Source organism: Corynebacterium sp. SA-MJD20WY100 (genome assembly GCF_039822565.1).
GTDB classification, from domain to species: Bacteria; Actinomycetota; Actinomycetes; order Mycobacteriales; family Mycobacteriaceae; genus Corynebacterium; species Corynebacterium phoceense_A.
On the sequence record NZ_JBCJKS010000002.1, the window covers coordinates 57,113 to 78,954 of the forward strand.

Genomic DNA, 21,842 nt, shown 5'->3' on the forward strand with positions numbered 1-21,842 from the left:
CAGTCTTACTTGATGGAGTCCGGAACAAACCAGTAGCCGTTCTCATTCTCCTTGTCGAGGAAGGAGTGGAACTCGTCCGACTTGTACGCCTCGGCCACGGCCTTGGCCCACTCGGAGCCCTTCTTGTCCTCAGTGGTCACGGCTTGGAGGATCAACTCGGGACGCAGGGTCTCCTGGAAGAGCTGCAGGTTCGTGTCCACGCCGGAGGAATACGAGATGGAACCCGGGATAACGCCCCAATCCAGATCATCGAGGGAGCGCGGGATAGTGGCGGAGTCCATCGGCTTAATCTGCAGGTTGTGCGGGTTTTCTGCCACATCATTGGTGGTAAGCGTGGACTTGTTCGCATCCTCTTTAAGCTTGAGCCAGCCAGCCTGCTCGAGCATGAGGAAGGCACGCGACTGGTTGGACGCATCCTGCGGAACGCCCACGGTCTGGCCATCGGCCACCTCGTCGAGGCTCTTGTGCGTGGACGAGTACAGGCCCGCCGGAACCGTGGGGATATCCGTGAGATTGACCAGGTTCGAGTTGGTCTCCTTGTTGAAGTTTTCCATGTAAGAGATGTGCTGGTCCACGTTGAGGTCGGCAGAGCCTTCGGACACGGCGACATCAGCCTGCTGCAGGTCGGTGAACTCCACGTACTCGAGCTTGTAGCCCTCGCCCTCGAGAACCGGGCCGACGCCTTCCTTGAACAGCTCGGAGTATGGTCCAGGAGACGTGGCGACCTTCACCGTCTGATCATCGCCCTCGGAGCTGCTGGAGCAAGCAACCATCGAGAAACTGGTTGTAGCAACAAGCGCAGTAGCAAGAACGCGACGGCGGGTGCGAGAGGTGAACATGAGAGGAACTCCTTAAAATTAGACTGCCTATATCATTACCCTTAGACCAAGCAGTCTGCAAATATTTTACTTTTAGGTATACAGAAGCATGCACAGGCCGCAGAGCTGCAACGGAAACAGTCGTTCGAATGCCCACGCCCCCGTGTCGCGCCTCGCAATAATATGAAAGGGCACAGTGCGCGCGACGGCCTTGCCAGCCACGCTTCCCGCACACTCCCCTATTCCCTACCTTCAAGGAGGCCCCTATGATTGGCGCAATTATTGGAGACATCGCAGGCAGCGACTACGAGTTCAACCCCGTGAGCACGTATGACTTCGAGCTCTTCCCGTCGGGTTCCAGCTTTACGGACGACTCCATCCTCACGGTTGCCGTGGGTGCAGCATTGCTCGAGGCAGGCACCGAGGAGGCGGCGCTCGCTGAGGCGCTTATCGATGCCTTCCATCGTTACGGCGCGAAGTACCCCACGCCGAAGGGCGCCTATGGCGGTCGCTTCAGCGAGTGGCTGCGCTCCGGCAACCGCGAGCCGTATAACTCGTGGGGCAACGGGGCCGCCATGCGCGTCTCCGCCGTCATCGATTATGCGCGGAGCCTCGAGGAAGCCGAGGACCTCGCACGCATCACCGCGGCCGTCACCCACAACCACGAGGAAGGCATCAAGGGCGCGCAAGCCACCGCGGCGGCCGGCTACCTTGCCCGCGCTGGCTCGCCAGCGGCAGAAATTCGCGAGTACATCTCGCGAGCCTACGGTTACGACCTCACCCGGACGTGCGCCGGTCTGCGCGCGGCCGGGTATGGCTTCGAAGATTCCTGCCAGAAGACCGTCCCTGAGTCCCTTATCGCTTTCCTCGAGGCGGACGACTTCGAGTCCGCCATTCGCAACACGATTTACCTGCGCGGCGACGCAGACACCATGGGCGCTATCACCGGCGCGGTCGCGGAGCAGTTCTTCGAGGTGCCACAGCGCTTCGTCGACCACGCACGCGAGACGGTGCCGGAGGAGTTCCTCGAGGTCATCGACGCCATCGAGGCGCGCCGCTAACTGTCCATCGGATTCCCCAGAAAAGACGTCACTAGGCCACTCCCACCGTGCCTCGAAACACTGTAGGGCCTCGTGGGTTAACTGGTGGAACGAATCACGGCTCCACCAGAGCTTGGACTACCGCACCCCGGCTGAAGTCGAAACCGAATTGTGGGAACACCACCCCGGTCAAGAAATAATGGAAATCAAGGCACAAGCCGAGGAACAAAACCCAGGACACTTCACTAACTCGTACACCACACTAAAGGACACAACCGGGTTTATTACGTCTTCGGCGAAATAAACTCACGGTTTGTATCACCTGGTCTGCGTCAACCCCGAGAATCAGACACATTTTTCGGAGGGGTCTTAGGCCAGCTACGTGGGCTGCTAAAGCAGCGAAAGCATTACCACCAGCCAAGAACCTTGAACCACAGACCTCCGACGACGAACCAAATGACGAGGGAAGGAATCGAGCACAAGAAGCTATATCCCCACCACTGACCAGTCGAGTTATAACCGGAGCCGAACAACGCAGGGCCGGGGCCACCCGAGTACTGAGTCAGGCCCATGTTGAGCAAGGCCGTGTAGGCCAATGCCATGGCCGCCAAGGTGGGAGGAGCACCCAAGGCAATCGCGGTGGCGAGGAAGGCCGAGTACATCGCGGCGATATGCGCGGTGGCAGAGGCAAAGAGATAACGGGTATAGAAGAACACCAGAATCAGGATGAACAGTCCGAGCTGCCAAGACAGGCCGCCGATGGAGCCAGCGATGGAGCTTGCGATCCAATCGACCACACCATAAGTGTTCAGAGCTCCAGCCATCATGACCAGCACGGCGAACCAGAAGATGGTATTCCACGCGCCCTTTTCCTTGATGATGTCATCCCAGGTCATGATGGAGGCCAGCATGAGGATAACCAGGCCAATGAAAGCGGAGACGGTGGCGTTGATGCCGAAGACCATATCCCCTACGACCCACAGGAAGAGCAGTAGCACGAAGTCCGCGGCCAAGATGGCCTCAGCCCGCGAAATGTGGCCCATTTCCTTGAGTTCTTTCTTGGCAAACTGGGCGATCTCAGGAGAATCCTTGATCTCTGGCGGATAGACCTTGTAGAGGAAGAAAGGAATGGCGATGAGCGCCACGATGCCGGGGACGACAGCCCCCACAAACCACGAGGTCCAAGTGATGTGCACGTCATAGTCAGCGGCCATCGACTGCATGATCGGGTTGCCGGCCATGGCGGTCAAGAACATCGCACAGACAATGGCATCGATTTGTGAGATGGCGATGGCTAAGAACGCACCAGCTTTGCGGGCAGTAGGCCCAGCCTCAGATCCATAGGCTGAGGCCACCGACTGCATGATCGGGTACATGATGCCGCCGCCACGCGCGGAGGCGGAGGGGACGCCGGGGCCGATAACGACGTCGGCAAGCGCGAATCCATAGGCCACACCGATCATCTTCTTGCCGAATACGGAAATGAAGAAGAGCGCGATGCGCCGGCCTAGCCCAGTTTTGATGACGGCGCGGGAGAGGAACATCGCGATGCCGATGAGCCAGATGGTGGAGTTGGCGAATCCGGAAAGCATTCCGACATCGCCCTGCTCTGCTTTGATGGGCGTCAGTCCCAGCAAACCGGAAAGTGTCAGCGCTACCAAACACACCGCACCCATGGGCATAACCTTGGCGATGATCGCCACAATAGTGGCTACGAAGAGTGCCAACATGTACCAGGCGCGGGGCTCCAGGTCGCCGGGAATCGGAATGAGCGCGATGACTCCTCCGACCACGAGGGGGATGAGGAGCTTCTTCCAATTGAAATACAGCTTCGCTGTTGTTTCGGGCACTTGTGTGGCTTTTGGTGCCTTAGTGGGGGCGGTCATGAGAGTGTCCATTTCCTCGGAGTTTTCTGCACGGCTTCTACGGTACTCCGCAGGTCATTGCTAAGAAACCGTACGGAAATCCGATTAGTCTTCACAGTCCCCCACCGCACAAGTTTTGTTGCATTTTCCCACATAAACGGGCATCCTGCGGCCCTTCTATGTAGTTGCCCACAGCTTCCGGAGGTGCATCAACGCCCTCGCATATGGGACGCGAGGGCGTTGAAGCTTGCCTTTTAGAACACAGTCAAAAGTGGTGCCGCACTAAAGGCGGAAGAAAGCCTTAAGGGCTGGGAATGCCTTCAGAAGCTGCGGGAGTATCGCACCGAATGCGCCGACCAAGCCCACACCTGCCAACGCGGCGACGAGGGCTCCCACGATACCACCGGCAGAAAAGTCAGTGGAAGAAGAACCGTGAGACGACCCTGTCTGATCGGACTCGCAATCTCCGTGGCGCACCTGAGCGGAGCGCAGGGATACACCGTCAGTCGCGGCATCATCCGCCCAGAGGTAACTCGTCACTGGCACAGTACCGCCGGCTTCGCACTCGAGCTGGCTGGTATGGCTGGCAAAACCCTCATTTGCGAAGTTGCCCATGTTCTCCGGCCGCTCGTAGATCTTTCCATCGGACGCGCTCAGCCGCTCTCCATCCCAGTTCAATACCTGGGAAGCTCCCCCGCATACCTCATCACAGAGGACGCTGAGCTGCTTGGAATCAGCGTTGTAATCCAGCGCCATTACGCCCTCGAAGGGCGAGGTATAACGGTCTAAGAGCTTCGGTTGATCCTCGCTGAGATCGACGACGAGGATGTCACCGGTCTCCTCGACACCGGCGGCGAAGACGTTGTCCTCCAGCTGCGCGAGAGCCTCAAGGCCGCCATTGGGCTGAATTTCTCCGGTGAACTGCGATAGGTCCCACTCCTGCTGCGCGTTCTGCGTGCCCTCTTTGTCAGTGGGGTTAGCAAATCGAAGAATCGAGGGCCGGGAGGCCTTCTTATTTTCGTTGTTACGCTCGGTGGCCAGGTAGATGTCGCCATTGCGCGCGGCGACTATGCCTTCCGCGTCCGGTGCGCCGCCGCCTTCTGGATAGCCCGTAGCCCACTGTCCCGCCAGCGTGTAGGGGTCCGTAGCCGCGTCATGGTTGAGCCGGTAGATATGGCCCTTATCATTGTTGGCAATCCACGCGTTGCCCTGCGCATCAAAATCGACGCCGGACATATCCTCACCCGCAAAATCCCCACCCAAGTCCACCGACTTGATATCCACATCGTGGAAGGGAAGCTGCGCATTGGGCACTGGGCCCGGCTCCTCATCGCCCGCACCCGCAGTATTGCGCGCTCCTGGCGTCGAAGCCCCAGTCTCCGCAAACTGGCCAACCATGTCCGGAATGCGCCCATAGGTGTACTCGGCGTGCTTGCCCAGTTCTTTCCACGAATAGGAATCAACTACGGTGCCAGTAGCATCACTAAGTGTCACCGAGTCATCCTTGCCAAGGCCGAAGTGATCGACCCCACCATAGGTGTTGCTCGTCGAGGCATGATCCACCGCGTCCGTGTAGATGACGTAGTAGCCGCCGGATTCGATCTCAGTGCCCTTCGGTAGGACAATGGGATTCTTGCCCTTATCATCCACCAGGCTCCAACCGGAGATGTCCACCGCATTATTGGTGTCCTTGTTGGCTAACTCAACGAAATCACCGATGGGGTCGCCATTGGACTCGACTTCGTTGACCACGACTGGGGAGCCCTCAACCTCTGTGGCCCCTACCGCCACAACGCTGCTGCACAACACTGCCGACGCCACCACTGGTACTGCGAGGAGCCTGAACTTCTTCACTATTGACCGCTTTCCAGGAAGATTAACTTTTCACGAACCTCAACAAAGTATCGGAGGTCCATGATCAGGAAATGTTCCCTAGGAAAACACTGGGTGAATCAACTCTCACTGTCTGTCACAGCGAAGGGATGACTTCCGCCGCAGCGCCGCTGACGTGCAGCGCTTGACCGTCACGCAGCAGCAACAGCGGATAATTGTCCCCGTAAGTCTCAACGATGCGCGCAATCAACTCGGCCGGATACGGTGGAAGCTTTCCGTCTGCATGGGGAATGATCGCTTTATCGATGAGGCCAAGCCCGTCATCGCTGCTTAGCCCGGGCGCAACGTCACGGCTGTCCATCAACTCGGCCGGAGTTACCGACTGCCCCGTAATGATCGAACCTGCGCTACATCCTATGTAAGGCAATCCCGCCCGCACACGCTCTGCAAGAACATCCCCCGTGCCGTTGGAACGCAAAGCCTCAAGCAACAGAAAGGTCTCCCCTCCTGCTACATACACGGCATCGAGGCTGCCAAGCACCTCGGCGAAGGAAGCGGCAGTTGCCTTCCGAGCAGAAATCTCCACGATCTCGAAGCCCAATTCTGCTACACCGGCGCGCTCCGCAGCCGCGAAAGGAATCCCCTCCGCTGCATCGGTGATGTATCCGAGGCGCAGTGGCCGGGCGAGCCCACCCACGCACTGCTCCAAGAAGGCTGGGACCGCGCCCACGTTAAGGGACAACAAGAGCATATTCATGCCTGAACGCTATCATTACCGGACTCACCTACCAGCAGCGCGGGCCAATACTGTGCCCGAATACGAGAAAATCCTCTCCCCACCCGAAGGTGACGAGAGGATAATCGGAAGTTGGTAGCGGGGGCAGGATTCGAACCTACGACCTCTGGGTTATGAGCCCAGCGAGCTACCGAGCTGCTCCACCCCGCGACGCATGAAACAAAGAGTTTCACTATCGACTGGAAGGCTTGCGCCCTCCGTGGCGACTCCTATAACTATACATACCGTCTCCGACTAGACAAAATCGCCAGGGCATCCCGTATAAAAGGGAGCCCTGGCGATGGTGTCACGCGGGGTAGCGCTTACTTGTTGAGGCTCTGGTACTCCTTGACCGCCTTGTCGAGGTTGTCGAGGGCCTTGCCGTACTCCTCGTGGGAGCCGTCGCGGGCATCCTCGATGCCCTTGAGCGCGTCGTTGATGGCGTTGATGGCCTCACCCTCGTTGGAGCTCGCCGGCGCGGACGCCGGAGCCGAAGGGGTGGTTGCCTTGTCGGCATCGTCGGAGGTGGGGGCATCGGAAGGCGAAGCATCGGTGGAGCCGGTATCACCGTCGATCTCTTCAATGTCCTGAGCGGCCTTCGGGTCGATGCCCACCTGGCTGAGCGCCTCAGAGATGGTGGGCGCGTAACCAATGGAGCCCTTGTAGGACACAAGCACGCGCAGGAGCTTGGGGAACGCGGATTCCTGGTTCTTACGCTTGGAGTAGATGGGCTCCAAGTAGAGCAGCTCGCCGTCGCCGACTGGGAGGGCCAGGAGGTTGCCGTTCTGCAGCTGGTTCGTGGACTCCCACAGCGAGCGGTCGCGGGCGACCTGGTCCGAGGACATCATGGCGTCCTGGGCCTGCTTGGGGCCGAGCGTCTGCGTGTCCGTGGGCAGGACGCGGACGGTGATCTTGCCGTAGTTTTCTGGATCCGAGGACGCGGTCATGTGGGCGGAGAGGAACTCACGCTTGAGACCACGGAAGGTCGTGATGAGCTGGAAGCTCGGCTTCTTCGTCTCCGGATCAGCGGCCATGACGTAGTACGGCGGCTGAGACAGAGCGTTGGTGCCCTCGGCGGCATTGGGATCCTGCGGGACGGACCAGAACGCGTCGTTGTTGAAGAAGACGCCCGGGTCAGAGACGTGGTAGCGCGCCAGCAGGTTTCGCTGGACCTTGAACATGTCCTCCGGGTAGCGGAAGTGGGCGCGCAGCTCCTCAGAGATCTCCTCGCTGGGCTTCACCACGCCCGGGAAGACGCCCTCCCAGGCCTTGAGGACAGGGTCTTCGGTGTCGAACTCGTAGAGGGAGACCGAGCCGTCATACGCGTCGACGGTGGCCTTCACGGAGTTGCGAATGTAGCCCACCCGGTCGTTGATGAGGCGCTGCGTCGTGCCGTCGGGGCTGAGCGCGTCCTGCGTCTCATCCGCGAGCGAGGTGCGCTGGGAGTACGGCAAGTTGGACAGCGTGGTGTAGCCGTCGACGATCCACTTGATACGGCCGTCGATGACGGCCGGGTAGGTCTTCGAGTCGGTGGTAAGCCACGGGGCGACTTCCTCGACGCGCTGACGCGGGTCGCGCTCGTAGAGGATCTTAGACTCCGCACCGACGCGATCGGAGAGCAGGAAATTCATCTCGCCGTACTTAAGGGCGTACGCCGTGCGGTCGATAATATTGCCGATGCCGACGCCGCCGGAGCCCTCGTAGGTGTAGGTGGACTGGTCCGTGTCGTATTCGACGGACTCGTTACCGGTCTTGCCCACGATGGCGTAATCGCGGCCGTCGCGCGCCGAGGCGATGACGGGGCCGAAGTAGATGCGCGGCTCCTCGACGTTAATACCCAGGGAGGACTCGGCGTCCTTGGTCTCGCCCTCACCCTCGGCCTCCTTGCCGGCCTTGGTCTGGAGGTCAGAGACGGTGAAGACCGGGTAGCCACCACGGGTGGAGCCGGCGTCGCGGGCGACCTCGTCTACCTTGTTGGCCTCGGCCGCGATGAAGCCGTTGCCGTGGGTGTAGACGGTGTGGCGGTTGATCCAGTTGAGCTGGTTTTCACTCAGCGCGTTGGGGTCGAGCTCGCGGGCGGCGACCACGAAGTCACGCATCTCGCCGTCGATCTCGTAGCGGTCCATCTCGAGCGTGTCCGGGAAGCCGTAGAAGTTGCGCAGCTGCTGCATCTGGGTAAAGGTCTCACCCAGGATGTCCGGGTCGAGCAGGCGCAGGTTATTGATCGTCGCCTCGTCCGAAGCCACGGCCTCGTCCGACGCGTCTTTCGCGCCCCAGTTGTTCTCGTAGGTCACGTTGTCATCGCCAATGCCGTAGGCATACTTCGTGGACTCGATATTGCGCGTAATCGATTCCGCTTCCTTCGCCTGACGGTTCGGGTCGACGGAGAAGCGCTGCATGAGCACCGGCCACACGTTGCCGATGACGACGGAGGAGACGAGCATAAGCACGACGGCTAGGCCCGGAATGCGCAGGTCCTTGATCACGATGGCCATGAAGAACGCGATGGCCACGAAGACGCCGATGACCATGAGGATGATCTTCGCCGGCAGGTACGCATTGATATCGGTGTAGGAGGCACCAGTGAAGATGGAGTTGTCCCTGTACAGCAGCTCGTAGCGCTCAAACCAGTAGCCAGCGACCTCGAGGAGCATCCAGATGCCGCCGGTAATCGCCAGCTGCTTGCGCGCCGCCGGTGAGACGGAGCCGCGCACGCCCGCCGGGCGGGAGCCAATGCGGATGCCGCCCAGCACGTAGTGGCCCACGAGCGCGATGAGGAACGCGAGCATGGTGAGCAGCGAGAGCGTGGAGATCACAAACTGGTAGACCGGCAGCTGGAAGGCGTAGAAGCCCAGATCCATGTGGAACTGCGGATCGTCCACGCCGAAGGACTGGCGGTTGATAAACAGCATGACCGCACGCCAGTTGGACTGGGCCAGGAAACCGGCGACGATGCCGATGAGGAGAGGCAGCACGCGCAGGAACGCGCCCATGGACTTCTCAATGGACTGGCGGTAGGCGTAGACCGGCGAGTTGAGATCACCCAGGTCCAGGTCATCCGGACGTCCGCGCCACACGAACCACGCCGCGGCCCACGTGATGAGTCCCGCGATGATCGCGGTGACGAAGAAGATCGCGAGGCGTGCGAGCACCGTCGTGGTGAAGACGCCGCGATAATCAATCGCACCGAACCACTTCCAGTCCGTGTAGAAGCCCACGAGCAGCGGGCCTACAAAGAAGAGGAGACCAAGAATGGTGACGGTCCAGGCCAACAGCCGGGATGGCCGTCGCATGGGGGCATTGGGTCGTGTGAGTCCGGTGGACAACGCCAACTCCAATCAGTTATCGAAGAGATGAGCAAACGGTATAGTCTTCCAGCTTAAGGAAGTAACACAGCATTAACGAATGAGGTCATCAATGAGTTCCCTCTCCCCCAATCAGCAGGCGCTCAATAAGGCCATGCGCGAGGCCGTCGAATTCGTCCACGCGGAGGGCTGGGACGCCGCCCCTACCCTCTTCGCCCTCGTGCCCTCCGAGCTGCTCGTCGACGCGCTCGACTCCCTCGATGACTCGCCGCTGACCCTCGTCGTGCAAAACGATCTGCCGGACAACATCGAGGCCGGCTCGGAGCAGCTCGCGGATTACGTCTCGCGCCTGGCCTGGCCCGCCGAGGTCGCCGGCGTCATCCTGGCCCAGGAGATTAAGTTCCGCGACACCGCGTCAAACGACGCGTCGGCTAGTGTCGCGTCGGCGCCAGCCGACGCCCCACGCCCGGCGCGCCTCTTCTCCGGCGTCTTGCGCGAGGAAGGCATTGAACAGACCCTGCTGCAGCTGCGTCCCACCGAGGAAGAGCTCGAGGCCGCAGGCCCCTTCGCCCAGGACGAAATCCAGCTGCGCGGCGGCCCGCAGGTCGCACCCGGCGTCATCGCGGCGCTGCGCTACGGATTGGAGCAGGATCCCGAGGAGCTCTACTAGGCCCTGTTACGAAAGTCGTTTCAGCCAGCGGTCAATGTTCGCGACCTGGACGACTGCCTGGAATCGGACGGCGAGCTTGTCGTAGCGGGTGGCCACCCCGCGATTGTGCTTGAGCGCGTTGAAGCAGCGTTCTACGACGTTGCGGGCCTTGTAGGCCTCTGCGTCGAAGGCCGGTGGCCGGCCACCGGCAGACCCTTTGGCCTGACGGTTCGCGACCTGGTCCTTTTTGACCGGGATTGTGGTCGTGATGCCCCGGCACCGCAGGTAGGACCGGTTTGCCTGTGAGGAGTAGGCCTTGTCCGCCAGCACCCGATCCGGCAGACTGCGGGGTCGACCGGGCCCGGGGCGGGCCACTCGGATTCGTTCCAGGACTTCGATCAGCTGCGGACTATCGCCGGACTGCCCGGCGGTAAGCGTGAACGACACCGTCTGTAGATGCTGGTCACAGGCCAGGTAGATCTTGGTGGAGAACCCGCCCCGGGACCGGCCGAGGGCATGGTTGTCCGGTTCACCGTCGAGGCGCTCGGAGGAATCTCGACGGGCCCCGGCGGCGTGGATGTGCGCCCGGCTTGTGGTCGAGTCGACGGAGATGTCCCATCCGAGTTTCCCCTGGCCATCGGCCCGGGTCTGGAGGGCGGCTTCGATCTGTGACCAGGTGCCTGATAGTTGCCAGTCACGAAACAGGGCATAGATTCGCCACCAGGGCCCGTAGCAGTCAGGCACATCCCGCCAAGGGATGCCAGACCGGATGCGGTGTCGGATGCCGTTGATCAGATCCCGCAGGCCGTAGCGTCGAGGCCGACCATACCGGGAAGAGGCTGGTAGCAGCGTTTCCAGGAAGTCCCATTGGGTGTCGGTGAGGTCGTGACGGTTGGCAGCGTTTAGGGTGGGGATAAGGCCTCCGGTGTCTAGCAGTGATTGTTCGCACCTTCCTCGCTACACCGGAGGCCGCCCTATTTTGGCTCTTGTGACGTATCCGTGGGTGGTTCCGGGCGTCTGAAGGAGCTGCACGCCGCCCCCCCGTTAGGTTCTGGGCCTGAGAAGATTCACCCCCGTCAGTGACGTCGCCTGACGAGACTGCTCCGATGTTGAACGGGAGTCAACGAGTGGCCGCGGAACTTATCGTCCCCGACGTTGTTGCAGGTGGGGGTTAGGCATGACCTCGGCATTTGCCGCTGGCCTGTCCGCCAGAGTATTCTGTGACTGATTGATCAGACAATGATTGGAGTGGTGTGGCGAGGCGAGCGGATCAGGAGCGGATCGCGCAGAAGCGGGAGCAGATCGCAGCCCAGGCGGGCCGACTGTTCGCAGCACAGGGCTATGAGCGCACGAGCGTGGCGGAGATCGCAACAGCCGTAGGCATCAGTCCGGCCAGCGTCTTCTACTACTTCAACGACAAGGCGGCACTGTTCCGGGCGGTCTTCGAGCGCGACCTGCCCGCCGCGGAGGCCTTGATAGCCCGGCATGCCGACGCTAAGGAACCGGTATCGGCGATTCTCGATGTTCTTGGCGAGCTGGCGAAGGATGCCATCGATCCCGGCGCTTCTGGGATGCTCGTCGAGCTGCTGCGCCGTGCCGAGCATGACCCCGACTTGATTGCGGTAGTCGGGCGCACCTCAGAGGTGGTGCGCGACGGCCTGGCAGTGCTGATCGTGCGAGGAATCGACGACGGTGACATCGATCCCGCCCTGGATCCGATCCAGACGGCGACATGGTTGCAGGCCATCGTGGATGCCACCTATCTCAACGCCCGCCCTGGCTACTCGCCGCTGCCCGAACTGCGGCGCACCGCCATGGGTTATCTGACGACGTTTCCGTCGCAAGGAGTGGACCACCGTGACTGAGAATCATGTCGCCATCGCGATTCCGACCAGATGGATCGTGGGTGTTCGCATCGCAGGGGCGGTGCTGGGATTCGGGGCAGCGTTCGTCATCGGCCCGATCGTGAACTGGCTGCTCGGCCTGGCCGGCGATGCTCCCGGCCCGCTGCGCCTGGCCGCCGGACTGCCCCTGATGTGGGCAATTCCTGCGCTGACCATCGCCGGACTGGGGCTCGGCTTCTGGATCACGCGAGAGTGGCAGAAGGAGAACGGCATCATTACCGTCTCGCCCGACGGCGTGACCGTGCAGCGAGGCGGGGCCGGCAGCCATGTCGCCCGTGATCGGATCGACGAGGTCTTCAGCGATGGCCGAGACCTGATCCTGGTCGACGAGCACACGAACGAGCTGCTGCGTGCCAAGGCCGACAAGATGCTCCTCCCCCGGCTGCGTCAGGCATTCGTAGGATTCGGCTACCACTGGCAAGGGACCGCCGACCCTCACGAACACGCCTTCGAGACGTGGGTCGACGGCAACGGCCAGCTGAGCGACCGAGTACAGGACCTGTTGCGTGCCAGACAGCGTGCTCTTGCCGACAAGCGATTCGGAGCGGCCGAGGACGCCCGCGACGACCTTCGCGACCTCGGCATCGTCGTGCGCGACCGCAACGACGCCCAGCAGTACCGGGTCGTGCCCGACCAAAGGTGATGTTCACGAGAATGCCACCAGCTTGGTCGCTGACGCAGCCGCCCTCCTGAACCTCGAATCTTACGGCCGCACCCGCAGTCACGGACCTGCCAGCGAGGGCGGCGAACGGCCCTACTGGTACCGGGAGCCGATCCAAGAACTGTAGGCAGGAGAATGGCATGCAGAATGTCACTCTATGGCGTTGCCTGCTCGGACTCGAACGCAGTGTGGTCGAGGACGTCGAGTTCGACGAGGACGAGCAGGCGTTGATCGCCGAAGTGCGGCCTCACAAGGGCGCAAGGCGACGGTGCGGGCGCTGCCGGAGGCCGACGCACCACGTGTGCAGTGCCCCGACCATGGGGTGGTGGTCGCGCACGTGCCCTGGGCGCGGCACGGTGCGGGGCACACCCACGCGTTCGATGAGCAGGTGGCGTGGCTGGCGACCAAGTGCTCGAAGTCCGCGGCGTGTGAACTGATGCGGATCGCCTGGCGCACCGTGGGCTCGATCATCACCCGCGTGTGGGCCGATGTCGAGGACGTCCATGACCGGTTCGCAAACCTCTCGCGGATCGGGATCGATGAGATCTCGTACAAGAAGGGCCATCGCTACTTGACCGTGGTGGTCGACCACGACACTGGCCGGTTGGTGTGGGCCGCGCCCGGGCGGGACAAGGCCACCCTGCGCAGGTTCTTCGACGCCCTTGAAGAGTCCGGGCAGGTAGCAGGTGAGGACCGGTGCGGGGCCATCACTCACGTCTCGGCCGATGGAGCGGACTGGATCAGCGATGTGGTCGCCGAGCGGTGCGGCAACGCCGTGCGGTGTGCCGATCCCTTCCACATCGTCAAGTGGGCTACCGAGGCCCTCGATGAGGTCCGCCGCGATGCGTGGAACACCGCACGGGGCGCGGTCGGACGGCGTAAGGCCAGTCGCTCGCGGGGCACGGCGAAGCTGCTCAAAAACTCTCGGTACGCGCTATGGAAGAACCCCTCGAACCTCACCGAAAAGCAGCAGGCGAAGCTGGACTGGATCGTCAAGACCGACCAGGGGCTGCACCGCGCGTACCTACTCAAGGAGGGTCTGCGGCTGATCTTCCAGCTACCCTACGAGGAAGCCGTCGCGGCCCTGAGCCGGTGGATCGGTTGGGCCCGCCGCTGCCGGATCCCGGCGTTCGTGACACTGCAGCGCAGGATCGTGCGGCACCGCGACTCGATCCTCGCCGCGATCGAACATGGCCTGTCCAACGGACGCATCGAATCGGTCAACACCAAGGTCCGACTGATCACCCGGATGGCCTTTGGCTTCGCCACCCCCGACGCCCTGATCGCCCTCGCGATGCTCAACCTTGGCGGCCATCGACCTGAACTTCCCGGCCGGTCATGACCCACGGATCAGTCAGGAGAGCCCCTATTTTCCACCCGACATCCCGACTCCCACCACTTTCGTAACAGGACCTAGCCCCGTCCTCTAGACTGATAGAAGACTTCACTTACAGGACAACTCGTCTCAGGAGGCTCTCGTGCGCCACGTTTCCGCCGCCCACCCGCTCGCCCGTCTCGCCGCGGTCGCGCTCGCCCCTGCCCTCCTCGTTGGCTGCGGCTCCGGTGACACCGCCGATACCCCGCCGGGGACCCCCGCCCCCGCTGCTCCGGCGTCCCCCACTGTGACCTCCACTTCGGCGTCGAGCACCTCCTCGCCCGCGGAGACGACCTCCGCGTCGACGTCCTCGTCGACGTCGTCGGCATCTGAGTCCTCGGAGCCGTCTTCTTCTAGCGCCACCACGTCGTCCTCGGCGTCGCGCTCCTCGCGCGCGGACTCCGTCGAGGACGTCGCGAAAATCTTTGGCACGCTGGCCCCCCGCTCGCTCTTCGACGAGCTAGAAGAATGCGACAGCGCGGGACTTACGGATTCCTACAACTGCTCGGGCCCTGAGGTCGGCCAGTTCCAGTTCTCGAAGTCCGAGACCAAGGCCGCGCAGACGACGCAGCTGCTCGAGGAGCTCAAGTCCTCGCGCCTGCTCTACAACGATGACGTGCGCCTTGTGGGCTGGACGATGTTCGGCTCCACCGCCATCATCACGGTCGTCGACAATGACGAAGGCCTCGTCATGCAGCAGATGACGAGCACCGACGAACAGGATCCCAAGGACAAGATCCGCGAGCTCGGCCTCCTCGACGGCGTCGACGCCGAGGAAGAATAACCGACCGCGCCATTAAAGTCGGCGGGTTAGGGCTGGCAGGTCTTCACCTCGCCGCCGTGGGCGAAGGCGTCCATAGCTGCGACGGCATCCGCGATGGTGTCCACTGACGCGATGACCATGTCGCCGGTATCGCGGCTCATGGCTTCCGCACAATTGCTGCTGGGGGCAAGGAAGAGTTCTGCGCCCGCGTCGCGCGCCGCGCGCACCTTGTGCACGATGCCGCCGATGGGGCCCACCGTGCCATCCTCGGCGATGGTGCCGGTGCCTGCCACAAAGTGATCGCCGGTGAGGTCGCCGGGCGAAAGCTTGTCGATGACGGCGAGCGAGAACATCATGCCGGCCGAAGGACCGCCAATGTCTTGCAGGTTGTAGGTGACCTCGACGTCGGTGACCGGCTGGGAGGACATGAGGATGCCAAGCAGGGCCTGCTTCTTGTCATTCGGGTTCTCGCCGAGCGTCACGGTCGCAGTCTGCTCCTTGGCGTCCTTGGCGGCGTCGGCCTTGTCATCCGGCTGCGCGGACTCATCCGCCGCGCGCTTGAAGCCGAGTTTTACCTCGTCGCCCGGCGCCTTGGCCTGGATGAGCTTCTGCGCTTCCTCCGGCTTGGAGACGGCCTGCCCGTCGACGGAGGTGAGGATATCGCCGGCCTCGAGGGCTCCTGCGGCCGCGGCGTCATCCATAACCTTGGCGACGACAATTTCCACGGGTTTGCCCAGGTAGTCCATCGCGGCGACGGTCGCGGCAGACTCGGACTGGGTGAACTGGGCCTCGTTGGCCTCAGTGACTTCTTCCTGCGTCATATCCTGCGGGATGATCTGCTCGACGGGGACGATGGTGTCATCCGTCGAGGCCCAGCGCGCGATGACCTGCGCGAGCGACATGTTGGTGCGCACCGAGACCGTCGTCATATTGAGCTGGCCCTTGGGCTGCTCGACCTCGGTCTTGCCTTCCGTCGACTCGACGTCGACGACCTGGACGCCCTCAACCTCGCCGAGCGTATCCACGGTGGGACCGGGGCCCTCGGCGGCATAAGGCACGGTGAGCGAGATATCCGTGCCGGGAACGTGGTCGAGGCTCACGGCCGCAGCGAGCACGAGAACAGGGATGGCTCCCCAGGTCACGGTCCGCAGGCGGCGCTTCGATGCTGAATTCACGAATGAACAGCCTACCCGTGATCGCTCAAAGCGTTGTATTTCGAGCTTGCATGCGGCCCATCTGCCGCGCCTGGGCCGGTACATTGGGAAGGCATGAGCAATGGATTCGGTTTTTCCTTCCCCAACAACAATGGCGACGACGACGATGACAACAACCGCCGCGGCGACAACCCGTTTGGTGCGTTTGGATTCGGCGGCCCTGGCGCCGGTGGCTTGGGCGACATGCTCAACCAGTTCGGCCAGATGCTCTCCGGCATGGGCTCGTCCATGAATAACCCGGAGAATTCCGGCCCCGTGAACTTCGAGATGGCGCAGCGCATCGCGCGCCAGCAGCTCGGCACCACGGCCAAGCCCTCGGACGCGGATGTCCGCGCCGTCGAGGAGGCCGTGCGCTTGGCGGAGCTCTGGCTTGACGATGCCACCGCGCTGCCCACCGCAGGAGGGCGCGTCGCCGCATGGAGCTCGGAGGACTGGCTCGAGAACACCATGCCCATCTGGCAGCGTCTCGTGACGCCGGTTGCGGAGCATATGAATGAGGCACAGCTCGAATCCATGCCGGAGGAAGCCCGCGAGATGATGGGCCCGATGGCGAATATGATGCGCCAGATGTCCGGCATGAACACCGGCATGCAGCTGGGTGGCTCGCTGGCCGAGCTCGCCAAGTCCGCCATCACGGGCGCAGACTTCGGCCTGCCGGTCTCCCCGGCTGGTGTGACGGCGCTACTGCCGAAGAATATCGAGGCCATCTCGCGCGATCTCACGGTCCCGGCGCAGGAAATCCTCGTCTACATCGCGGCCCGCGAGGCCGCCCGCCAGCGCTTGTTCACCCACGTGCCGTGGCTTGTCGAGCGTGTCGTCTCCGCCGTGGAGGAATACGCCGTGGGCCTGGTCATCGACACCTCGCACATCGAGGAAGCCACGCGTGAGCTCAACCTCGAGTCCGGCGACCCGCAGGCCATCCAGGACGCGATGGCCAAGCTGCAGGGAATGGACCTCACGCCACGCATCACCTCGCGCAACGCGTCCGCCACCACGCGCCTGGAAACCCTCCTCGCGCTCGTCGAGGGCTGGGTCGACGTCGTCGTCACCGAGGCGCTCACGGAGCGCATTCCGTCCGTGGCGACCATGAATTCCGCGTGGGCGCGCCGCATCGCCTCCGGCGGCTCGGCCGAGCACGCGCTGAGCAAGGTCGTGGGCATCGAGATCGGTGCCCCGCAGATTGCCAAGGCCGCCGAGCTGTGGCGCCGCTCCACCATCGCGGTGGGCTCCACCAAGCGCGATACGGCCTGGGACCACCCGGACTTCCTGCCGACTGCAGAAAACATCGAGAACCCGGCCGAGTTCATCGATACGCTGCTCGATGACGCCCCGGCAGATGACTTCGAGGCCGAGTTCGCGAAGCTCGAGGAGATGCTCCGCGGTGAGGGCGGCGCCGAAGACACGGACGGGAACAACGACGACGCCGAGAAGAAGGACAAGGATCCCGAGGACGACGAGTAGTCGTACCTCTCCCCTGCCTCGGGCCGGGTGGCTGAGCTAGCGCTCGCCGCCCGGCCCGAAGCGTTGGTAGGCCTCGAGAAAGCCTTTCGCACGCTCGGCACGCGGCGCGCGGTCCGCCCACTCCCAGAACTCGCGGCTGTGGTTGGGCACAAAGGTATGTGTGAGTTCGTGGACGAGCACCGCATCCAGCACATAATCGGGCACGTGCTGAAGCCTGTCGCTCACACGAATCGCGCCCGTGGACGTTGTGCAGCTCGCCCAGCGCGTGGTCATATTCCCCACCCATCGGATAGACGTCCACCGCGCGTGGCCCTCGAGGATTTCGGCGTTGAGAAGTGCGGCGCGGTCGCTCAGGGCGGCATCGGAAAGCGGGGCGGCCTTGCGCTTCTTCATGGCGCGCGCCAGCATGTCCTCCACGGCGCGCTCCTCCTCGGCCTTGGACAGGCGCGCGGGGATGCGGACCTCCAACACGCTGTCTTTAAACCGCGCCTCGATGGTGCGGCGGCGCCGGGCGGAGCGAATGACTTTGACCGGCGGACGTGCGCTTTCTTCCATAGCGGGCAGTCTACCTCCGGCTCAGCTAGACTCGCAGTCGCACTGTTTAAACGCTAGGGGGAAGTGTCATGGGGGATCTGTATCGCCGCACGCCCGGGGTCCGCATCATTGTGCGCGATCCCGGCGCCATCCAGTTCGGTTTCGACGCGACGCGCGCGGGGCTTATCGAAGTTGCCGATGCCGCCGCCGTAGCCCGCGCGCTGCGCCAGCTCGATGGTTCGGTCTCGCGCGAGCGCTTCGTTTATCAGCTGCGCGCGGCAGGCGTGGGCGACGGCGCCCCAAGCCTCGTGGACGAGCTCGTGTCCTTTGGTCTGTGGCAGCCGCTGCGTCCACCAGACGCCATCTACGTGCTGGGCATGTCTCCGCTTGCTCTACAGGTCTGCGATGCGCTGCGCGCGGATGGCTTTCGCGTGCGTCGGCCACGTTTGGGCGAGCTCACCGCCCACTACGTGCAGCGCATCGACCCGGACGTGCCCGTCCTGTGCATCGACGAGGACCGCCACATGGCCATGCTCGCGCGGATTATCCGCTCGATGCCCAGCACGTGGCTGCCGGTCACGACCTTCGATACCCGCGTGTTGCTGGGCCCCTTCCACACGCACGGCAAGGGGCCTTGCCCGCTGTGCTTTAGCTTGCACCGCACGGACGCGGACCCGCACTGGGTCACGGTGACGGACCAGCGGCATCCCACGGACTCGCTCGACTCCCTCGTGGCGCTGGCCGGTGTCGCGCACATCGTGGCCGCCGCGCGCCACCTCGTGGGAAGGCCAGGCCTGCCCGGCGCGACGCCGGTGCGCTGGATGCCCGGCGAGGTACGCGAGATTGACGTCTTTGGCCGCACGCACCAGCAGTTCCTTGAGCCGCATGCGCGCTGCCCGGCGTGCTTCCAGGCGGAGGCCTAAAACGCACGAAACCCCGGCCTGCTGGCCGGGGCGGTGCGCGATGTATTAGGAACGGACGTAAGCCTCGTCCTCTGCATCCTGTGCGGACTCTGGGTCGAGGATGCCTGCAACGCCGTCTTCGGCAGCGTCCCAGGTGTCCTTGTCCCAGATGCCGGCGCGCTTGGCCACGATGGTGGCGGCAAGCGACTGGCCGGTGACGTTGACCGCGGTGCGGCCCATGTCGATGATGGGCTCAATGGCGAGCAGCAGGCCGACGCCGGCGAGCGGCAGGCCCAGGGTGGACAGCGTCAGGGTGAGCATGACGGTCGCGCCCGTCGTGCCAGCCGTAGCAGCCGAGCCGATGACGGAGACGAAGATGATGAGCAGGTACTGCGTGAGCGTTAGGTCAATGCCGTAGAACTGTGCCACGAAGATGGAGGCGATGGCCGGGTAGACGGAGGCGCAGCCGTCCATCTTGGTCGTGGCACCCAGCGGGATGGCGAAGGAAGCGTACTCGCTGGGCACGCCCATGGCGCGCTCGGTAACGCGCTCCGTCACGGGCATAACACCCATGGAGGAACGGGTCACGAAGCCCAGCGAGAAGACCGGCCACACGCGCTTGTAGAAACCAGAAACGGACAGGCCGTTGAGTTTGAGCACCGCCGGGTAGACGACTCCGAGGACGAGTGCCAGGCCGATGTACATGGCGAGCACGAACTTGCCCAGGGAGCCGAGGGCGTCCCAGCCGTAGGTCGCGACGGCCTTACCGATAAGAGCCGCGGTGCCAATCGGCGCCAGGCGGATGATCCACCACAGGATGACCTGGATGACCTTGAGGAAAGACTCGGTAAAGCGCAGGAACGGGTCCGCGGCCTTGCCAGCCTTCACGGCAGCGATGCCGATGGCCAAGGAGATAACGAGCAGCTGCAGGGCGCCGAAGCTCAGGGAGACCTCACCATCGCTGAAGGAAGCACCCAGGCCGATGAAGTTGCTAGGCAGCATGGACTGCAGGAATGCGGTCCACGAGCCGACGTGCGACGGGTCGGCGGCGGTGGCGGCATCGACGGACGTGCCCACGCCCGGCTTGAGCACAAGCGCGACGAGGATGCCGGCGATAACGGAGAAGAACGCCGTGATGGCGAACCACACGAGCGTGGACATGGCGAGCGAGGCCGCGTTGGTGACCTTGCGCAGGTTTGCCACGGAGGTAACGACCGCGGCGAAGATGAGCGGCGGGACCATGACCTTGAGCAGCTGGACGTACGCCGAGCCGATGCCCGTGAGCGTCGTCGTCAGCCAGCTGGCGTCGTCCTCGGCGCGGCCGGCGTCCATGCCGGACGCGATGAAGCCCACAATCAGGCCGATGATAAGGCCCGCGATGACCTGCGCGCCGAAGCCGGTGGCCCAGCCCGGCAGTCCGCGCTTGGCCTCCTGGGACTGCGCGTTCGCAGTGGTGGTGTTACTCATGGGGAGTTCCTTTAGACAGCTTTGTAGATTATTGAACCGCCTCGGCTATAAAATTTAGACCGATCGGTTTGTTTACGTTCGGTACAACAGCCTAACCCCTCGTGCGCATTCCACCAATGCAGAGCGTTGTTCGTCACAGTCGCTCGCACGGCGGCTTTCCCCAAAAATCCCTCCAGCACATATAAGCCCCGCGCCGCCCCGGCGAAAGCACCTCTATATGTGCTGGACGTAGATCCGGCGGCGCCGTAGAGCCCCACCAAGAAATCCCTCCAGCACATATAAGCCCCGCGCCACCCCGGCGAAAGCGCCTCTCTATGTGCTGGACGTAGATCTCATACTCCGCTAGCCGGTCGGACCGATACGAGCGCCCCAAGGGTCATCGTACTGACGGGTGAAATAGTGGTGCCATCGCGTCACCATGCGGTGAAGTCTGCCGGCTAGATTGGGAGACTTCGCCGTGGCGATTTGTTCTACGACATCGCCAAGATGGTGCGCGACGCACGTGCCTGTGTAGCGCAACGTGGTCCAACCACGAAGGACAGCATCATTGTTCTTCCAATGGTCGCGCACGACGGCGTCGGGCTTGGAGTGAAACTCGAAGCCGTTAATTTCGACCGCTACCTGCATGTCGGGGAGAACGATATCCCATAGATAATCACCGATAAAGAAATTGGTGTCCACTCGCATTCCCCGAGCCTTCAGTGCACGCGCGACCTTAACTTCAGCCCCAGAGTCCGTGAACAAGGCAGCCTGCGTGAGCAACCCGTGGGTATGGCGCGGAAGTCGCTCGAAGCCACTGCGGTGGCGTTCGAGCAGGCGCCGGCCGCGCGCGTGGGCATAGTGGTGCTCCAGCGCTGCGAGTGCGAGGTCTCGAGGAGTATCAGTGTCAAAAGCCAGCAGCGGATGATGCACGCGTAGATCACTCACGATCACATGGGTGCGCTGTGAGCGTCGTTTGACTGTGTAGAAAGCAGACGGACCCAATTTCTGCCCGTATGCAACGGCCAAAGGGAATTCGAGCTCCTGTCCGAGATAGAGATACGCTGCGCTCGTCCCAGTAGCGACAAGGCCCGGATGGCGGCGCTGCAGCTCGTGCAAGAGTTCTCCAGGCGTCGGCGTACCCCACACGTGAAAACCACGCGTGATGGCGGTGATTGTGCCTGCAGCAAGGTGTGTGCGCAGCTGATGGCGCGTGAGACCAGAAACGATCTTCATATCTCCCCCGAGTTGTGCATTGAGCGTTGTGCCGCTCATCCTAACCCGGAAAGCGCGCCAC

General features: G+C 62.8%; 17 protein-coding genes, 1 tRNA gene and 1 pseudogene. 8 read left to right on the forward strand and 11 right to left on the reverse strand.

Annotated elements, in window-relative coordinates; all coding sequences use genetic code 11:
- Nucleotides 1-5: 5 nt before the first annotated feature.
- Nucleotides 6-839 carry a MetQ/NlpA family ABC transporter substrate-binding protein gene (locus ABJ196_RS01535; protein ID WP_347304922.1) on the reverse strand — a complete coding sequence of 278 codons (834 nt, stop codon included), beginning with the start codon at nt 837-839 and terminating at the stop codon, nt 6-8.
- Between the two features lie 245 nt (nt 840-1,084).
- On the opposite strand from ABJ196_RS01535, the gene ABJ196_RS01540 reads away from it, so the two are divergent.
- Entirely contained in the window at nt 1,085-1,879 is a 795-nt protein-coding gene (locus ABJ196_RS01540; RefSeq protein ID WP_347304923.1) for an ADP-ribosylglycohydrolase family protein, read from the forward strand.
- A 386-nt stretch (nt 1,880-2,265) separates the two neighbouring features.
- Here the strand turns inward: ABJ196_RS01540 and ABJ196_RS01545 are convergent, their stop codons facing one another.
- The 5 genes from ABJ196_RS01545 to ABJ196_RS01565 form a co-directional block, all read right to left on the reverse strand.
- The gene (locus ABJ196_RS01545) at nt 2,266-3,744 is read right to left on the reverse strand and encodes a DASS family sodium-coupled anion symporter (protein WP_347304924.1); all 1,479 of its coding nucleotides are present in this window, start codon (nt 3,742-3,744) and stop codon (nt 2,266-2,268) included.
- Nucleotides 3,745-4,005: 261 nt separating this feature from the next.
- Nucleotides 4,006-5,475: a lamin tail domain-containing protein gene (locus ABJ196_RS01550; RefSeq protein ID WP_347304925.1), complete on the reverse strand. Its 1,470-nt coding sequence runs from the start codon at nt 5,473-5,475 to the stop codon at nt 4,006-4,008.
- A gap of 217 nt (nt 5,476-5,692) precedes the next feature.
- Nucleotides 5,693-6,313 (reverse strand): Type 1 glutamine amidotransferase-like domain-containing protein, encoded by a 621-nt coding sequence (locus ABJ196_RS01555; RefSeq protein ID WP_347304926.1) that lies wholly within the window; start codon nt 6,311-6,313, stop codon nt 5,693-5,695.
- A gap of 112 nt (nt 6,314-6,425) precedes the next feature.
- Nucleotides 6,426-6,502 (reverse strand) — tRNA-Met (locus tag ABJ196_RS01560).
- A 152-nt stretch (nt 6,503-6,654) separates the two neighbouring features.
- Entirely contained in the window at nt 6,655-9,624 is a 2,970-nt protein-coding gene (locus ABJ196_RS01565; protein ID WP_347304927.1) for a UPF0182 family protein, read from the reverse strand.
- 124 nt (nt 9,625-9,748) lie between these two features.
- On the opposite strand from ABJ196_RS01565, the gene ABJ196_RS01570 reads away from it, so the two are divergent.
- Nucleotides 9,749-10,306 (forward strand): PPA1309 family protein, encoded by a 558-nt coding sequence (locus tag ABJ196_RS01570; RefSeq protein ID WP_347304928.1) that lies wholly within the window; start codon nt 9,749-9,751, stop codon nt 10,304-10,306.
- 6 nt (nt 10,307-10,312) lie between these two features.
- Here the strand turns inward: ABJ196_RS01570 and ABJ196_RS01575 are convergent, their stop codons facing one another.
- Entirely contained in the window at nt 10,313-11,200 is an 888-nt protein-coding gene (locus ABJ196_RS01575) for an IS5 family transposase (RefSeq protein WP_347305020.1), read from the reverse strand.
- Between the two features lie 338 nt (nt 11,201-11,538).
- On the opposite strand from ABJ196_RS01575, the gene ABJ196_RS01580 reads away from it, so the two are divergent.
- The 4 genes and pseudogenes from ABJ196_RS01580 (at nt 11,539) to ABJ196_RS01595 (ending at nt 15,009) form a co-directional block, all read left to right on the forward strand.
- On the forward strand, nt 11,539-12,150 hold the full coding sequence (locus ABJ196_RS01580) for a TetR/AcrR family transcriptional regulator (protein WP_026819315.1): 612 nt from the start codon (nt 11,539-11,541) through the stop codon (nt 12,148-12,150).
- On the forward strand, nt 12,143-12,832 hold the full coding sequence (locus tag ABJ196_RS01585) for a hypothetical protein (RefSeq protein ID WP_347304929.1): 690 nt from the start codon (nt 12,143-12,145) through the stop codon (nt 12,830-12,832). Before ABJ196_RS01580 ends, ABJ196_RS01585 begins: the two co-directional genes overlap by 8 nt.
- Nucleotides 12,833-12,990: 158 nt before the next feature.
- Nucleotides 12,991-14,192 (forward strand): annotated as a pseudogene (locus ABJ196_RS01590) (ISL3 family transposase).
- Nucleotides 14,193-14,328: 136 nt separating this feature from the next.
- The gene (locus ABJ196_RS01595) at nt 14,329-15,009 is read left to right on the forward strand and encodes a beta-N-acetylglucosaminidase (protein ID WP_347304930.1); all 681 of its coding nucleotides are present in this window, start codon (nt 14,329-14,331) and stop codon (nt 15,007-15,009) included.
- Nucleotides 15,010-15,035: 26 nt separating this feature from the next.
- Here the strand turns inward: ABJ196_RS01595 and ABJ196_RS01600 are convergent, their stop codons facing one another.
- Complete coding sequence (locus tag ABJ196_RS01600; RefSeq protein WP_347304931.1) at nt 15,036-16,163, reverse strand: PDZ domain-containing protein; 1,128 nt, start codon at nt 16,161-16,163, stop codon at nt 15,036-15,038.
- Between the two features lie 93 nt (nt 16,164-16,256).
- Here ABJ196_RS01600 and ABJ196_RS01605 point away from each other — a divergent pair, with 93 nt between their 5' ends.
- Complete coding sequence (locus ABJ196_RS01605; RefSeq protein ID WP_257069723.1) at nt 16,257-17,663, forward strand: zinc-dependent metalloprotease; 1,407 nt, start codon at nt 16,257-16,259, stop codon at nt 17,661-17,663.
- Between the two features lie 36 nt (nt 17,664-17,699).
- Here ABJ196_RS01605 and ABJ196_RS01610 read toward each other — a convergent pair whose 3' ends face one another.
- Entirely contained in the window at nt 17,700-18,218 is a 519-nt protein-coding gene (locus tag ABJ196_RS01610) for a YgjP-like metallopeptidase domain-containing protein (protein WP_347304932.1), read from the reverse strand.
- A gap of 68 nt (nt 18,219-18,286) precedes the next feature.
- Here ABJ196_RS01610 and ABJ196_RS01615 point away from each other — a divergent pair, with 68 nt between their 5' ends.
- Nucleotides 18,287-19,120: a hypothetical protein gene (locus tag ABJ196_RS01615; RefSeq protein WP_257045830.1), complete on the forward strand. Its 834-nt coding sequence runs from the start codon at nt 18,287-18,289 to the stop codon at nt 19,118-19,120.
- A gap of 45 nt (nt 19,121-19,165) precedes the next feature.
- Here ABJ196_RS01615 and ABJ196_RS01620 read toward each other — a convergent pair whose 3' ends face one another.
- Both ABJ196_RS01620 and ABJ196_RS01625 read right to left on the reverse strand, forming a co-directional pair.
- Entirely contained in the window at nt 19,166-20,566 is a 1,401-nt protein-coding gene (locus tag ABJ196_RS01620; RefSeq protein ID WP_347304933.1) for a dicarboxylate/amino acid:cation symporter, read from the reverse strand.
- Between the two features lie 342 nt (nt 20,567-20,908).
- The gene (locus ABJ196_RS01625; protein ID WP_347304934.1) at nt 20,909-21,781 is read right to left on the reverse strand and encodes a DUF559 domain-containing protein; all 873 of its coding nucleotides are present in this window, start codon (nt 21,779-21,781) and stop codon (nt 20,909-20,911) included.
- Nucleotides 21,782-21,842 lie beyond the last annotated feature (61 nt).

What these genes read in the sequence shown, in the direction of transcription:
- ABJ196_RS01615 (WP_257045830.1), top strand. Translation starts at nt 18,287, where the DNA reads ATGGGGGATCTGTATCGCCGCACGCCCGGGGTCCGCATCATTGTGCGC.
- ABJ196_RS01625 (WP_347304934.1), bottom strand. Translation starts at nt 21,781, where the DNA reads ATGAAGATCGTTTCTGGTCTCACGCGCCATCAGCTGCGCACACACCTT.
- ABJ196_RS01545 (WP_347304924.1), bottom strand. Translation starts at nt 3,744, where the DNA reads ATGACCGCCCCCACTAAGGCACCAAAAGCCACACAAGTGCCCGAAACA.
- ABJ196_RS01610 (WP_347304932.1), bottom strand. Translation starts at nt 18,218, where the DNA reads ATGGAAGAAAGCGCACGTCCGCCGGTCAAAGTCATTCGCTCCGCCCGG.
- ABJ196_RS01555 (WP_347304926.1), bottom strand. Translation starts at nt 6,313, where the DNA reads ATGAATATGCTCTTGTTGTCCCTTAACGTGGGCGCGGTCCCAGCCTTC.
- ABJ196_RS01535 (WP_347304922.1), bottom strand. Translation starts at nt 839, where the DNA reads ATGTTCACCTCTCGCACCCGCCGTCGCGTTCTTGCTACTGCGCTTGTT.
- ABJ196_RS01605 (WP_257069723.1), top strand. Translation starts at nt 16,257, where the DNA reads ATGAGCAATGGATTCGGTTTTTCCTTCCCCAACAACAATGGCGACGAC.
- ABJ196_RS01570 (WP_347304928.1), top strand. Translation starts at nt 9,749, where the DNA reads ATGAGTTCCCTCTCCCCCAATCAGCAGGCGCTCAATAAGGCCATGCGC.
- ABJ196_RS01620 (WP_347304933.1), bottom strand. Translation starts at nt 20,566, where the DNA reads ATGAGTAACACCACCACTGCGAACGCGCAGTCCCAGGAGGCCAAGCGC.
- ABJ196_RS01565 (WP_347304927.1), bottom strand. Translation starts at nt 9,624, where the DNA reads ATGCGACGGCCATCCCGGCTGTTGGCCTGGACCGTCACCATTCTTGGT.
- ABJ196_RS01540 (WP_347304923.1), top strand. Translation starts at nt 1,085, where the DNA reads ATGATTGGCGCAATTATTGGAGACATCGCAGGCAGCGACTACGAGTTC.